Source organism: Marinobacter mangrovi (assembly GCF_016798325.1).
Classification (GTDB): Bacteria; Pseudomonadota; Gammaproteobacteria; order Pseudomonadales; family Oleiphilaceae; genus Marinobacter_A; species Marinobacter_A mangrovi.
In genome coordinates this window covers 480,666-495,562 of record NZ_JAERVO010000001.1, presented here as the reverse complement: position 1 = coordinate 495,562, position 14,897 = coordinate 480,666, and the positions used below count along the sequence as shown (strand labels likewise).

The window sequence follows — 14,897 nt, the reverse complement described above, 5'->3', positions numbered from 1 at the left end:
CGGTGTCTGGGGATCCTTGCTACCACTGCGGTGAACCGATCACCGGCCCGGCGCCACTGACGCTGGACACTGACGGCACAACGAAAGCCTTCTGTTGCCATGGTTGCCGGGCCGTCTTCCAACTGATCCGGGACGAGGGCCTGACCGGTTTCTACCGCCATCGAACGGCGACACCGGCAACGCCGGGCACGCTGACGGACCGTGACCGGGAACGACTCGCGGTCTTTGACCACCCGGCCGTGCAGTCGGATTTTGTCAGCGATACCGCCGGCACCGACCAGGCGCCTTTGCGCGAAGCCCAGCTGCTGATCGGAGGGCTCTCCTGTGCCGCCTGCATCTGGCTTCTGGAGCACCATCTCGCGCAGCAGCCCGGCGTGCGCCAATTCTCAATCAACTACAGCACCCAACGGGCCCGACTGGTGTGGAATCCGGCCGAGACGGCACTCAGCCCCCTGCTGCTGGCCATTCACGAACTGGGCTATGACGCCCGCCCCTATCGGGCGGACCAGGCCGAGGCCCAACTGCAACGGGAAAAGCGCAGCGCACTGATCCGACTGTGCGTGGCCGGTGCCGGCACCATGCAAAGCATGATGTTGGCCGTACCGCTTTACTTCGGGCTGATCAGCGGCGTTTCCGATGACATGCAGCCGTTTTTCCGCTGGGTGAGCCTGCTGGTGGCCACACCGGTCGTGTTCTACAGCGCCCGTCCGTTCTTCCGCAACGCGCGTCGCGACCTGAGCGCACGCCACCTGACCATGGATGTCCCGGTCGCCCTGGCGATCGGACTGGCCTACTCGGCCAGCGCCTGGGTCACGGTGATGGGCGGCGAGGAGGTGTATTTCGAGTCGGTCTGCATGTTCACCTTTTTCCTGTCCCTGGGGCGTTTTATCGAGATGCAGGCTCGCTATCGGGCCGGGCTCAGCGGCGGTTCACTCCACAACCTGACGCCCGCCATTGCCACCCGGCGCCGGGGTGACACGCTGGAAACCGTGCCCGTCCATGCCCTGCGGCCGGGTGATACGGTGGACATCAAACCCGGCGACGTGATCCCGGCCGACGGCGTGATTACCGCCGGCTACTCCACCCTGAACGAAGCCGCCCTGACCGGCGAGTACCTGCCCGAGGAACGGGGACCGGGCAGTCCGGCTCATGCGGGCGCCATCAACGGCGAAAACCCGATTGCCCTGCGCGTTGAACGCACCGGCCAGCACACGCGACTTTCCAGCATCCTGCGCATCCTGGACCGGGTCCAGTCGGAGAAACCCCCGGTGGGCCAGCTCGCCGATCGCCTGGCGGGGCGCTTCGTCAGCCGCATTCTGATCATCGCCCCGTTGGTGGGGCTGGGCTGGTGGCTGGCCGGCTCGGAGCGTGCCTTTGATATCGCCCTGGCCGTCCTGGTGGTGACCTGCCCCTGTGCCTTGTCACTGGCGACACCGACAGCACTGACCATGGCCACCGTCTCATTGCGACGCGCCGGCTTCCTGCCGACGCGGGGCCACACCCTGGAATCCCTCGACCGGATCGACACCGTGGTCTTCGACAAGACCGGTACGCTGACCGAGGGCCGGCTGACACTGCGCAGCACACGACTTTTCGGCGATCTGGATACGGCCGCATGCCTGGCTCTGGCCGCGGGACTCGAACGCTACTCGGAGCATCCCATTGCGGCCGCGTTCCCGGGTTATTTTGACCAGCGATATTCGGTAACCGACGTCACCAATCACCTGGGCGGTGGGTTGACTGGCCAGTACCTGGGGCAGGAATTGGTGATCGGCCACGCGGCTTTCGTCAGGGCGCAGACCGGCATTGAGCATCTGCCGGAACCGGACGAAGGCCTGGGCCTCTTCCTCGCGCTGGGCGATCAACGACTGGCCCGCTTCACACTGGACGACCAACTGCGCGAGGAGGCCAGCGATACGCTGCGCCAGCTCAAGCATCTGGGACTTCAGACGATCCTGCTCAGTGGTGACCGGTCTTCCCATGTGCAGCGCGTGGCCCGACATCTGCCCCTGGATGCCTGCAAGGGCCAGGCTTCGCCGGAGGACAAGCTGGCGTACCTGAAAACGCTGAAAGCACAGGGGCGTCACATCATGATGGTGGGCGACGGACTCAATGACCTGCCGGTCATGGCCGGGGCCGACGTGTCGGTTGCCATGGGCAGTGCCGCCGACCTGACTCAGTTGAAAGCCGATGCCGTGCTGCTCAACGGGCAGCTGAGTCGACTGGTGAACGCCCTCAGAACAGCCCGGCACCTGCGGCGGGTCATCCGGCAGAACATGACCTGGGCTGTCACCTATAATCTTTGCGCACTGCCACTCGCCGCAGCCGGGCTGGTGCCGCCGTGGCTGGCCGCTCTGGGCATGTCCCTGAGCTCGCTGGTCGTCGTGGTCAACGCCACCCGGCTGGGCCGGACGAAACCGGTCGTTTCAGATCCGCCGGTCGAGAGGGCGTTGGCCCATCACGTGCAGCCTGATACGGTGAATTGATCGACCGTTGTGAATGACGCAAAAGGATCTCGTCGTGGAAATCGTCTATCTGCTCGTGCCTGTCACCCTGCTGCTGGTCGGCGTCGGCGTCGCCATTTTCGCCTGGGCGGTCAAAAGCGGTCAGTATGACGATCTGGAAGGCCCCGCCCATCGCATCCTGTACGACGATGACAAAGACATGATTCCTGAAGACGCCCGCGTCGATGAGCGGACCGATAAAACGGAATCGAGCGCCGGTAAAGCCGACCCTGTGGAGCGGCATGACCGGTGAACTCCTGCTGGGCTATTCCAGCGCCTTCATGATCGGCCTTCTTGGCGGCGTCCATTGTCTGGGCATGTGCGGTGGTATCAGCGCGTCCCTTTCCATGGCGGTACCGATCGGAGCCGGCTTTCGCGTGCGCCAGTCCGTTCTCATCATCGGCTTCAATCTCGGCCGGATCGCCAGCTACACCCTGCTCGGCGCCTTGCTGGGCGTCCTGAGCACGCAGGCCGTGGGCACCTGGACGGCGCTGGCCCCGATATTCCGGACGATCGCCGGCCTGCTGTTGATTCTGATGGGACTATCGCTGGGCCAGTGGTGGCAGGGAATCCAGGCGGTGGAACGGGTGGGGGCGCCTGTCTGGCGCCGGCTGTCTCCACTGACCCGCCGCTTGATGCCGGTGCGTTACCCCAGCCAATCGCTGGCGCTGGGTCTGCTCTGGGGCTGGCTGCCGTGTGGACTGGTCTACAGCACCCTGGGCTGGGCCGCGCTGCAGCCCACCGTCACCAGCGCGGCGCTGACCATGTTCTGCTTCGGACTGGGCACCCTGCCCTCCATGCTGGCCACCGGCTATGCCGCCACAAGTCTGCAGCACTGGCGCCAGCACCCCGGATTCCGGCGTTTGATGGGCGCCTGCTTGATGATCTTTGGCGTGTGGACACTCCCCGTCACCGCACGACTGCTGGCTCAAATCGGCTGAGCCACATTGGGTCCGTTTTGTGGCTGAAAATTTCACACCATTTTAATGTTCAATTATTGACCACAACCCGACCCTGGACTATTGTCGTCAGAAGGTTAGGCAGTATTGCTAAAGTGACTTTCACAGATGAGTTGCTAACTCATTGTGTAGCTTGCAAGCAGCGTGAGGGCTTTGCTCATGTCACAGGCGATTGCGCTTCTCGATCACGTCATCCGTCCGGTCTCCCGGGCACTCGGCGACGCCCACCCCGTTATCGAAGAAATTTTGCTCGGCGCAGCCACCCTGCGTGACTTTGATCCCTTTTCACAGGACGACGACGCGGGTCTCGGTGTTTTCGGGATCTCCCCGGCCCTGCACTGGCGAGTGTGGGACGAATACCTGGCGTTCCAGCCGGACCGGGCGAGCCAGGTGCGGGGCTTTGCCAGCCAGCACGAATTCCTGATCAATCCGGATGCCGAACTGGTCACCAACACACGCTACGCGGCCGCGATCGGCATCAGCGCGCTGGAATGGGTAAAGCCGTCCTGGCCCATGCCGGAGGATGCAGATGGCCTGACGCGCCTGTGGTCAGAACTGACCCGGGTGGACGAAGAACACTACCTCACACGACTTCACCACACCCTGGAACGACTGTGCCGGGGTGCTGGCCAACCGCATTACGCCCTTTGACGGGGTACCTGATCAGAGATTGAGGACGTCCAGGCGCTCGTAGGCCGGTGCTTCCGGCGTGGCGCTGTCGTCCGCACGCCAGTCCACTTCCAGGCTGTTGAAATCGTGAATGGACGGATCCGCCAGATGCGACGGCGACACGTTGCAGATGGCCCGGAACATGGACTCGATCCGCCCCGGATGCTCCCGATCCCAGCTCTTCAGCATGTCCTTCACCACCTGGCGTTGCAGGTTTTCCTGGGAACCGCACAGGTTGCATGGAATGATGGGGAACTGGCGCAGGGACGAATAGCGCTCGATGTCCTTCTCGCGGGCGTAGACCAGCGGCCGGATGACCACGTTGCGCCCGTCGTCGCTCTTCAGCTTGGGGGGCATGGTCTTCAGGCGGCCACCGTAGAACATGTTGAGGAACAGGGTTTCCAGCAAGTCATCACGATGATGGCCCAGCGCGATCTTGGTGACCCCTTGCTCTTCCGCAAAGTTGTAGAGAATGCCCCGGCGCAGACGGGAGCACAGACCGCAGGTGGTTTTCCCTTCCGGCACTTTCTCCTTGACGATGCTGTAGGTGTCTTTCTCGATGATGTGGTACTCGACACCCAACTCGGAGAGATAGTTCGGCAACACGTGTTCCGGAAAGCCCGGCTGCTTCTGGTCCAGGTTAACGGCGATCACCTGAAAATCCACCGGCGCACTGCGCTGCAGGTTCAGCAGGATATCCAGCATGGTGTAGGAATCCTTGCCACCACTCAGGCAACACATCACCTTGTCGCCGGCCTCAATCATGCCGAAATCGGCGATCGCCTGGCCGACATCACGACGCAGACGCTTCTGCAGTTTGTTGAGTTCCAGCGTTGTCTTGCGATCGTCTTTGAGCTGCTCTGCCATAACCTTGCCGGGCGTTGGGAAAATGGGGGCCGAGTATACCGGATCACCCGCCGTTTCGTCAGTGGGTATGGCCCTATTCCGGGTTTCACGTATACCGGCCCGGTGGCGACTTCGGCGAGTCTATGGGAGAGGATGACAAACAGTTCATAAAAACCAGAACACCCATGCACCCAAGGAAAGGGGAATTGCCATGCTGGACACGGCCTCGCTCGGCAAACGTGAACGCAATCGCCTGAATAATCGGAAAGCCATTCTGGACGCGGCCCGGGACTGTTTCCGGGAAACCGGTTACGAACAGACCACCATCCGCGACATTATCCGGCGCACGCCGCTTGCCTCAGGCACCTTCTACAACTACTTCTCCGACAAGCGCGATATCTTCATCGCCCTGTTCCGGGATTTCCTCGAAGCCCTGCGCACTCTTATCCGCAGCGCCCACGACACCGCCTCAGACGAACACGACCTGATCCAACGCATGTACTCTTCCCTGTTCCTGGCGGCGGCCAAGGATCCGGTCACCTATGAGCTGGCCCATCGCAACAGTCAGGCGGTTCGGGAATTATTCGGTTCCGATATCCTGGATCTGGCGATGGCGTCAATGGACACGCACATCCGCAGCCTGGCCGCCAACGACCGCCTGCCGGGCCAGGATTCGGATTACATTTCCGCTGCCTGCCGTGGCGTGGCCTATGAGGTCAGCCTGCGGGTCGCCGAGCGAGCCCGGCAACGGCCGCAGATGGCGGACGAAGAAGCCCGGCGTGCGACCGAATTTGTCATGGGCTTTCTCTACAGCAACCCCTTTGACGGTTCGCAACACCAGCGGCGTCGCGCCTGAAGCGCGGCCCGCCCGGAAAGCACCCGGTGCCAGAAGCCCGGACTTTTTAAACGGTTCTCTTGGACTTCCGGGCGGGCTCCAGTAGGCTTCTGGAGTATGAATAAGCGACAGTCCCGGTTCCTCGCCGATCGAGAACACGACAGCGCAGCGCGTCAGGCTGCCCTGCATCAGAAAATTGCTGCCCTGCTGGTTGCGGTTGAGGCGATCCTGCGCGAGGAAAGTGAGGGCCTGAGCGAACTGGCCCTGATCCGGCGACTGCAGGGCGCCCCCTGGCAACTGCTCGAGCGCGTCGATTTCTCCGAGCCCTCGGCCATCTACCCCGCCCATTTCCTCGTCTTTCACTGCCTTTACCGGCTTCGGGACGACCTGGCTCCAGCCGGCGAAAAACTGCATATATCGCCGCTGAACATTCAGTTGTCGCCGGGCCACGTTGCCTCGAACGAAGCCTTGCCGGGAGAGGAAGACCGGCTACGCCTGTTCTACCTGGACCTGTCCCAGTACGACCTGTCGGAGTTCGCCGTGCAGCGGATGCTGGATGATTTCTGGGCCGGTCGCACACCGTCCACCGACGCCAGTGCGCTGGACGAGGCGGCACGGGTGCTGGGCTTTGAAGCCCTGCCGGACGATTTCGGATGCATTCGCCAGGCGTACCGGCGGCGGGCTATGAAGGCTCACCCGGACCGTGGCGGCAGCAAGGAAGAGGTCCAGACACTCAACGCCGCCTTCCACACCCTGCGCCATCATTTTCTTTCCGCTGTAGGAGCCGGTCGCTGAGATCAACGCTCCGTAAAAGAAGGATGTCCCGTGAAAAAACCGTTCAGGAATGCACTGGCCTTCGTCGCCGCGCCGCTGTTGACGGTCACCAGCCTGCCGGCTGCCGCCGACCTGGTGGTGCTGCAATACCACCACATCAGTAGCCAGACTCCGGCGTCCACCAGCACCACGCCCGATCTTTTTCGTAGCCAGCTGGCGATGCTGGAAAAGCTCGATATCCCGGTAAAGCCCCTGCAAGCGGCCACCGAGCAGGCGCTGAGCGGCAAAACCGGCAGCACACCGGTGGCCGCGCTGACCTTCGATGACGCCTACAGCTCGGTCTACGACACCGCCGCCCCCATTCTCCTTGAAGCCGGCATCCCCTTTACGGTATTCGTCAATTCACAGGCCATCACCGAAAAGCGACACGGCTATATGACCTGGGATCAGCTCAAGGACCTGGCCCGCCATCCGGAGGTCACCATCGGTAATCACAGTGCCGATCACGCCCATCTCGTACGCCGCCCCGATGAAACCGAGGACGCCTGGCACAGACGGGTCACTGCGAGCCTGGACGATGCACAGGAAACGATCGAAGCCAAACTCGGCACTGACGCGCCGCTGTTTGCCTATCCCTACGGTGAGTTTGATGCGGAAGTCGAAACCCTGGTGAAGCAACGAGGCTGGTATGGCTACGGCCAGCATTCCGGGCCGATTGGCCCGTCATCCGGCGACACCCGCCTGCCCCGCTTCCCCATGGCCAACGCCTACGGCGGCACGGATGGCCTGAAGGACAAGCTGCTGAGTGAAACGCTGCCGGTGGATGCCAACACGCTGCCGGACGGTACCCTGAAGCAGAACCCGCCCGTGCTGCACCTGACCCTGCCGGACGGCATGAAGCCGGGCCCATTGACCTGCTATGGGTCGCAGGTGGGCCAGCTGTCCGTGACGCCAACGGGCGACGGTCAAACCGTGGAAGTGGTCGCAGACCGGTCGTTCAACAGTCGCCGATTCCGCTACAACTGCACCTATCCGGCCGGTAACGGGCGCTTCTACTGGCAATCCGTGCAGTGGCTGGACCTGTCGCAAGCGGAAGACTGACGCCGGGCGGCACAGCGTCCGCGGTCTTACCCACCCAGCTGCGCCAGGCTGACCATGCCCTGGGCCGCATGGTGGATAACCTGCGGCGTGCCATCCGCTTCGAGGACGGTCTGGCCGGCCTGGTCGCTCCCGCGACTCATGATCAGCAGCCAGCGGTCACCGTGGTCGGGAAACACCGGCACCCGGGCCTCAATGTAGCCCTGGCGGTGCCAGTTCTCGGGTCGGTAATCAAAAACCAGGTCCGTCACCATTCGCCGGGTCTGCATCCCCTCATCCAGAAAGACCAGGGTTGGTACGAACACGCCGTGGTTTTCGTACGAACGAACCTGCATCACGAAGGCGCCGGATTCCGAGGCGGTAGGCAACTTTACCAATCGATAGACGCTGGAGCCGGTGGAAAACCGGAATTCAGGGGCCATGTCGTCGAGATCCACCTGGAACTCGCGGGAGTCATCCCACTCCGCCAGGTCCTTCACCGGCAAATCGTTACAGCAGCGGTCCTGCCACGACTGCAGTAGCGTTTCCGTCTGATCGATGCCCAGCACCGCCAGGGTCTCCGGATTGGCCTTTTCCGAGGCCGCCGGACTGCGGCCATCGATCACCATCGCTTCCGATAACCGGGGCGCTTCGCGACCCTGGCTTTTCTTCTCAAATCCCGGCTCGGGGCGATAGTAGTCCACCCGCACCTGTCCGTTGGCATCGCGCCAGGTGTAATACGGCAGCGGGTCGCCCTCCCGGACAAACCCCTTCTTGGCCAGCTCGTCGCCATCCGGATAATTTTCGAGATTGTATTCGGAGTCCGCCTTGGGCGGCGCTGACGGCTCTTCTGCAGCGGTTTCCGCGGCTTCTGTCGTGTCCTCTGGGCCGGGATTCGGTTTGGGTTCCCTGGCAACCCGCTCCGGCTTGTTCTGCTCTGCCGGCGATTTCGGCGGCGTGTTTGCAGCGGGTACGTCGGATGCTGCAGTCGGCTGGGCGGTATCGGCGTTGCGCTCGATCTCCACTGTCGGTGCGGTCTTGGGGGCTGCTGGTTCCGGATCTTTGACGGTGGCCGCCGGATGCTCCGAGGTTATCGTTGTCGACGCGGATTCAGACGCTTTTGCCCCGGCCTTTTTCCCGGACTCGACCGCCTTGACCCGCTTCTCGACCGGGTTTTCCTCTTCCTTGATGACACTGGAGTGAACCCGCCCCTGTTCGTCGACCCAGGTGAAATACCGATCGTCGCCGTGACTGAACGAGGCCACCGCACTCAGGCCAATGCCGATGAAAAGGCCGAGCCGATGTTGAATGCCTGCCATGAGATGCCCTCCCGGAGTCTGCCGAACGCGGCAAGCCCTAAAACTTCGTACGGAACGTCAGGCCGGCCATCACCACCCGCAGCCGCGTCTTGACGTCAAGTCCGGCATACGGGTTGTAGATGATGTTGGTGATGCCGGTGCAGTTGAGGTTACAGCTGCTGTCCGCCGGGATCTTTTCGATGGACTCGAGATAGCTCAGGTTCATGTCGATCTGGGTATCCCGATCCCAGCGATAGCCCATGCCCACACTATACAGGTTGGCCCCGCCGAACGGCGCCATGACCTGGCGTTGATCGTCCGGGATAACGGAATCCCGGATTTCCACCCCGGCGCGCAGATCCAGCCGCGACGAGGCGTGGAACTCCGCACCAAAGCCCCAGTTCCACTGGTCCTTGAAACCCAGCGGCAGGCTCAGGGAGTTTGGGGTGGCGTTCTCCGGGGACAGGATCCGGGCGGCGTTGAGGAATTCCAGGTTACGGTCGAACTTGAATTTGAGCGCGTCCCACTCGGAATAATCGGTCCAGCCCACGTCGACATTCAAGGTCAGTTTGGGGTGGACCTTGATGCTGATCCCCGTCTGGAAATGCTGCGGATAAGTCAGGTTCAGACTGACGTTGCCGGACTCGCGCGGCGCACCGGACGGCAGGCTCAGGATGGCCGAACCGACCGCCCCCAGAATGGAGCTGTTGACGCTCTGCCAGAAGCCGGACCAGTCGTCGGTGTACTCGATCGAGAACTGGCCGTGCATGTTCATGTCGGCTTCGGAGCTGTAGCTGGCGCCCCAGGAGAACCACTCCGTCGGCTCCCACATCACACCCAGATTGTAGGTGGGCGACACGCTCTGCTGCACATCCACGCTCAACGCACCGATATCGTCCCAGGGACCCACGTTACCGCCGCACAAGGCGAGCCAGGGGGCCAGCGGCTCATCGCCGGATTCACAGTTGAACGCATCCTGCAGGACTTCGGCCACCCCCAGCAGCATGTTGGGTGCCCGCATGTACTGGTCAGCCGCCACCGCCATGTGGGAAAGGTGAATACCGGCGCCGACGGACCACTCGTCGTTGACCTTGTAGGCGACTGTCGGAGAGAGGTAAGTCGTCCGCTGCAAGGCCGTCGCCTTCGGCTGGTAACGACCCGGGTCGTCATTATCGCGATAGAAGCCGGCCGCCATCGGCAGGTAGAAGGCGTTGCCGAAGGTCAGTTTGGAGCCAGGTGCGTTGTAGCTGAAACCCGCTGACGGTGCCAATGCCGGGCCGGGTGGCATTTTCTGGATACCGAATCCGGGAACGTACAGGGCCACCGTGTTGGTATGGCTGTGGGAATTGGCCACCGGGTCTTTCTGTTTCCCGGTCAGCGGATCAGTAGCCAGCCCGTCAATGCCGAAAATTTCATACCCTTCGGGCGCATTGAAGTCGGCGTCGACATCCAGATAGACCCCCAGCAGCGTGCCTTCCACCTGACGACCGTCCAGCTTGGTCAATCCCGCCGGGTTGTAGTGAATCGCCATAATCCCGGGTGGATCCGCCGTCACCGCATTCCCCAGGGCCAGCGCCTTGGGGGAAATCGTCAGGTTCTGCGCCAATTGGGCCTGGACCCCGCAGGACAGCGAACCCGCCAGCAGCGCCCCAAGAATTCGCCTTGTATTGTTCTCACGTCGCATGAAACTGATCATCCCTTGCCGTATGCGCGCCCAAGGCCCCGGTTACTCCCGGAGGCCCGCGATGTTGATTGGCAGGGAGACACCAATGGAGAAATCCGGAGCATCTTCGGTCAGGCCAATGCCCAGACTGGTGTTCACAATCGTGGTATCGCTGACCCGGGTTCCCAGCGAGAAACTCAGGAAACCGGTCATCTGGTCCTGGGCCACGGCTTCGGACCCGTCACTGAAGGTCAACTGGGTTTCATCGCTGTAGCTGATCTGGCCCGACACACTCAGGGAAATGTCATAGGACAGGGAGTAGGCAAAGCCCATGGACGCGGACAGGCCGAATCCCGGTTCCACCTTGGTCAGCAGCCGGGCACCCCGCACCTGCTCCAGACCGTCTTCCGGCATGTTGTAGCTGGCGCTGGCGGAGCCGTAGAGCACCACTGGATCCAGCACCTTGGAGACACTGGCCCCGCCCGATGCGGTGTAATAGCCGCTGCCGGTGGAGAGCTGGCGATTGATGTCGATTTCATAGGGGCTGACGCCGGTCTTGGACGTCAACGAGGCAAACAGCGTGGTCGACATCTTGCCCGGCACATAAGCCGCTGGCTGCCAGCGGGCGGTGAAGGAAATGTCGCCGAAATCGTAGACGTTCAGCTCATCCTGGGTGTCGTACTTCACCACCAGCGGGATGCGCGTACCGATGGTCAGGTTGTCGAGCAGGCCGTAGTCGTAGGAAAAGGCGTTGGTGAAACTGTGAGTCGCCGATGGGACGATATCCAGATTACGGACCGAACCATCGGTGATCTCCAGATCCAGCCTCTGATCCCCGGTGTAGGAGTAATCGAAGGAGTACGTCAGCGAGTGCGTCCCCTCCTTCTGAAGCGAATAGTTTTTCTCCGCGGACTGGAACACTTCCTCCAACTGCTTGGCGGAATCTTCGTCCCCCTCTTTTTTGGACAAGGCTTCACGCGCCTTGTCGACGCTCTCGTCCTGAGCCCATACCAGGGCCGGCTGGCCGGCAATGGAACAGATGATCAAACCTCGCACTACCCAACGATTCATCCCAGCTCCCTTATTATTCGGTCTTGTTTTCCTGACGTGCGTCCGGCGCCCGGGTCAAAGGGCAATCAGTTACGCCGATAGAACAGCTGCTTACGGGTGTTCTCAACAGTGCCGTCAGGATTGTTCTTTTGTCTTTCCAAGAGGTTGTTGATGCGACGACCGGTCGCCTCGTGAAATTCCGGAATCGTATCCAGCGCAAACAGGGTCATGGTCTGATCGTCCACGAACCGCATGTCCTCTTCCTTGAGCTCCAGGGCATCCAGCGGTTTTTCACCGCCCGGGAAAACGATAAACAGGACGTTCCCGTCCCACTTTTCCTTGAAGTTGGAGAGCGTGAAGGAGATGTTGCCGACCGACGGATCCGCGATGAACACGCGGTCGTCGCGAATGGCGCGCAGGACGACGAAGTGCTTGAAGCCGGCATGGTGGATCGGCACGATGGCCGGGTGATCCAGCTCCTTGAGATCGGCGATGGTGGCGCGGAAGCCACCGGACGGGTATCCCAGCGCCGTGACCAGCCGCTTCATGTCCAGCATGGAAAACGCCCGGCGCTGAACGATCCGCTCGCTTTCGCCATAGTGCAGCAGCCCTTCCATCACCTGACGCTCGTTCAGGTTGCGCCCCAGGTAATATTTAAGGACGGTGGTCAGCGCCGCCGAACCGCAGCTGTAGTCGTAGGCCTGACGCACGATGTTGCGATAACGCTGCTCCACGAGCGGGGCCACGGTGTACTGATTCCGTAGCTCCTGCGGATTCTTGTCCATCCGCTGCTCCACCACGATCTCGCCCTTGTCGAAAGGCTCAAGAACCGTGGCCGTTTCAATCATCGCAAACGTCATGATCGACCCCGCCAGCACGAGAATCATGGCTAATGTCGCTTCCTGTTCTGAGGATTGGATCCGGTTCCGGTTTGCTGAATAGGGCTCTGGGCGGCTTTCGTTATCATTGTTTTGGCGCATGCCTGCCGTTACATCCTGTAACGCTAAGATACCGGATTGATATCACCCTTAAAGATAACTGTGCCTCAAATCTCTCCGGCCACGGGAGGCCATCTGACGCGGTTTTGCGAGCCAGTTCACGTCATCGGCAATCGGGGAAATGGACGTATTGAATCCGTTACGGCAGGCGCCGGGAACGTCAAATCATGCAGGAAATGAACAGGTGAAAATGGAAAAAGACAGCGGAAGGGAGAGAAAAAGGAGAAGACCGATGGCCCACCCCGAGGAGGTGAGCCATCGGAAAGCCGGGATCAGAGAAGCAGCTGACGCAGATCTTCCAGTCCGGCACGGAGGGTGTTGGTGAAGCGGGCTGCATCGGCGCCGTTGATCGCACGGTGATCGTACGACAGCGACAGCGGCAGCATCAGCCGTGGCTGGAAGGCAGCGCCATCCCAGACCGGTGCCATCTTCGAGCGCGATACGCCCAGGATGGCCACTTCCGGCGTGTTCACAATCGGTGTGAACGCAGTGCCGCCAATACCGCCGAGGCTGGTAATGGTGAAGCAGGCGCCCTGCATGTCTTTCGGGCTCAGCTTCTTGTCACGGGCTTTCTGGGCCAGCACCTGACACTCTTCCGCCAGCTCCCAGAGGCCTTTCTGGTCCACATTGCGGATCACCGGCACCACCAGACCATCCGGCGTATCGACGGCAATACCAATGTGGATGTAGCGCTTCTGGATGATCTCCTTGTTCTCCATGTCCAGGGACACGTTGAAGTTCGGATGGGCCTCCAGCGCCTTGGCGCAGATCTTCAGCAGGAAGGCCATCGGCGTCAGCTTCACGCCGCGCTTCTCGCCTTCGGACTTCATTGACTTGCGGAAGTCCTCCATCTCGCTGATGTCGGCTTCCTCGAACTGGGTCACATGCGGAACGTTGAGCCAGCTGCGCTGCATGCTGTCGGCGGTCAGCTTCATCAGGCGACTCATGCCGACCCGCTCAACCTCACCAAACTGACTGAAGTCCGGCAGTTTCACCGCCGGCAAACCGGCCCCGCCAGCCGCCGGAGCGCCGCCTTCCTGAACCTGGCTCAGGGCACGCTTGACGTAGGCTTCCACGTCCTCCTTGAGGATCCGGTTCTTGGGGCCGCTGCCCTGCACACGTCCCAGGTCGGCGCCCAGTTCGCGGGCCAGCCGACGCACGGCCGGGCCGGCGTGCACGCGCTTACTCGGTTGGGCCGCCGGCTCGCCACTGGGCTTCGGCGCCGCGCTGGCTGCCGGTTTGGCAGGCTCGGGCGACTTGGGCTGCGACGACGATTGCTGTGCCGGCTCCGAAGACGCAGGCGCCCCGCCGGACACTTCCATCTGACCCACCACATCACCTTCGCTGATGCTGTCGCCCACTTTCACGGAAATCGACTTGATGGTGCCCGCGGACGGCGACGGCAACTCAACGGTAGCCTTGTCGGATTCCACCACCAGAATCGGGTCTTCCTCGGCGACCTGATCGCCTTCCGACACGCTGATCTCGATGACCTCGACCGATGCCGAACCACCCAGATCCGGCACGGTGATGTCTTCGACACCGCCAGAAGCGGCAGGCGCCGACGCCGATTGAGACGGTTGCGCCGGTTTCTCGGCTTCAGCGGCCGGTGCGGATTCCGCAGGCGCACCACCACTCACCTCCATCTGGCCGACCACATCGCCTTCGCTGATGCGGTCACCCACCTTCACCGAGATGGATTTAATCGTGCCTGCGGCCGGTGCCGGCAGCTCGACGGTGGCCTTGTCGGATTCCACCACCAGAATGGCGGCTTCCTCTTCCACGGAGTCGCCCTCGGAGACGCTGATTTCGATCACTTCGACCGAATCCGCGCCGCCCAGATCCGGCACCGTGATGTCCTGGACACCGCCAGAAGCAGCCTGCTCAGGAGCCGGTTCGGACTTGGCTGTCTCCTCTTTTGCCGGTGCGTCTTCGGGCTCGGAAGCGGCGTCAGTCTCGCCACCCTCACCCGCTTCCAGCTGACCGACTACGTCGCCTTCGCTGATCTTGTCCCCCACGCTGACGTTCAGCGCAGTGATCTTGCCGGCCTTGGGCGCCGGCAGTTCCACAGTGGCTTTGTCGGATTCGAGGACCAGGATCGGATCCTCTTCGGCCACGCTGTCGCCGACGTTCACACTGATTTCGATGACCTCAACCGAATCCGAACCGCCAAGGTCAGGCACACGAATATCTTCTGCCATGATGCTGTGTCTCCTTAACGGTT

At 61.9% G+C, this 14,897-nt stretch carries 13 protein-coding genes; 7 read left to right on the top strand and 6 right to left on the bottom strand.

The features are described from left to right. Window positions 1-2: 2 nt before the first annotated feature. The 4 genes from JL474_RS02170 to JL474_RS02155 all read left to right on the top strand — a co-directional run bounded on the left by JL474_RS02170 (window position 3) and on the right by JL474_RS02155 (window position 4,114). On the top strand, window positions 3-2,486 hold the full coding sequence (locus JL474_RS02170) for a heavy metal translocating P-type ATPase (protein ID WP_203140757.1): 2,484 nt from the start codon (window positions 3-5) through the stop codon (window positions 2,484-2,486). 34 nt (window positions 2,487-2,520) lie between these two features. Beyond that, window positions 2,521-2,757 carry a cbb3-type cytochrome oxidase assembly protein CcoS gene (ccoS, locus tag JL474_RS02165; protein WP_123633526.1) on the top strand — a complete coding sequence of 79 codons (237 nt, stop codon included), beginning with the start codon at window positions 2,521-2,523 and terminating at the stop codon, window positions 2,755-2,757. Continuing rightward, window positions 2,747-3,445: a sulfite exporter TauE/SafE family protein gene (locus JL474_RS02160; protein ID WP_203140756.1), complete on the top strand. Its 699-nt coding sequence runs from the start codon at window positions 2,747-2,749 to the stop codon at window positions 3,443-3,445. The genes ccoS and JL474_RS02160 overlap by 11 nt, the downstream gene beginning before the upstream one ends. Window positions 3,446-3,622: 177 nt before the next feature. Next, on the top strand, window positions 3,623-4,114 hold the full coding sequence (locus JL474_RS02155) for a hypothetical protein (protein WP_203140755.1): 492 nt from the start codon (window positions 3,623-3,625) through the stop codon (window positions 4,112-4,114). 12 nt (window positions 4,115-4,126) lie between these two features. On the opposite strand, the gene ttcA is transcribed toward JL474_RS02155, so the two are convergent. Next, complete coding sequence (gene ttcA, locus JL474_RS02150; protein WP_203140754.1) at window positions 4,127-4,999, bottom strand: tRNA 2-thiocytidine(32) synthetase TtcA; 873 nt, start codon at window positions 4,997-4,999, stop codon at window positions 4,127-4,129. A gap of 190 nt (window positions 5,000-5,189) precedes the next feature. On the opposite strand from ttcA, the gene JL474_RS02145 reads away from it, so the two are divergent. The 3 genes from JL474_RS02145 to JL474_RS02135 all read left to right on the top strand — a co-directional run bounded on the left by JL474_RS02145 (window position 5,190) and on the right by JL474_RS02135 (window position 7,688). After that, entirely contained in the window at window positions 5,190-5,834 is a 645-nt protein-coding gene (locus JL474_RS02145; RefSeq protein WP_203140753.1) for a TetR/AcrR family transcriptional regulator, read from the top strand. A gap of 96 nt (window positions 5,835-5,930) precedes the next feature. Further along, complete coding sequence (locus JL474_RS02140) at window positions 5,931-6,608, top strand: DNA-J related domain-containing protein (protein ID WP_203140752.1); 678 nt, start codon at window positions 5,931-5,933, stop codon at window positions 6,606-6,608. Between the two features lie 30 nt (window positions 6,609-6,638). Further along, window positions 6,639-7,688, top strand: a complete 1,050-nt coding sequence (locus JL474_RS02135; RefSeq protein ID WP_328797760.1) for a polysaccharide deacetylase family protein — start codon at window positions 6,639-6,641, stop codon at window positions 7,686-7,688. Between the two features lie 26 nt (window positions 7,689-7,714). Here the strand turns inward: JL474_RS02135 and JL474_RS02130 are convergent, their stop codons facing one another. From JL474_RS02130 to aceF, 5 genes are all read right to left on the bottom strand, one after another. Continuing rightward, on the bottom strand, window positions 7,715-8,983 hold the full coding sequence (locus JL474_RS02130; protein WP_203140751.1) for a MalM family protein: 1,269 nt from the start codon (window positions 8,981-8,983) through the stop codon (window positions 7,715-7,717). A 37-nt stretch (window positions 8,984-9,020) separates the two neighbouring features. Further along, the gene (locus JL474_RS02125; protein WP_203140750.1) at window positions 9,021-10,646 is read right to left on the bottom strand and encodes an OmpP1/FadL family transporter; all 1,626 of its coding nucleotides are present in this window, start codon (window positions 10,644-10,646) and stop codon (window positions 9,021-9,023) included. Between the two features lie 42 nt (window positions 10,647-10,688). Continuing rightward, on the bottom strand, window positions 10,689-11,696 hold the full coding sequence (locus tag JL474_RS02120; protein WP_123633534.1) for a transporter: 1,008 nt from the start codon (window positions 11,694-11,696) through the stop codon (window positions 10,689-10,691). Window positions 11,697-11,761: 65 nt separating this feature from the next. Further along, entirely contained in the window at window positions 11,762-12,562 is an 801-nt protein-coding gene (locus tag JL474_RS02115; RefSeq protein WP_203140749.1) for a C39 family peptidase, read from the bottom strand. A gap of 383 nt (window positions 12,563-12,945) precedes the next feature. Continuing rightward, window positions 12,946-14,874 (bottom strand): dihydrolipoyllysine-residue acetyltransferase, encoded by a 1,929-nt coding sequence (gene aceF, locus JL474_RS02110; protein ID WP_203140748.1) that lies wholly within the window; start codon window positions 14,872-14,874, stop codon window positions 12,946-12,948. Window positions 14,875-14,897 lie beyond the last annotated feature (23 nt).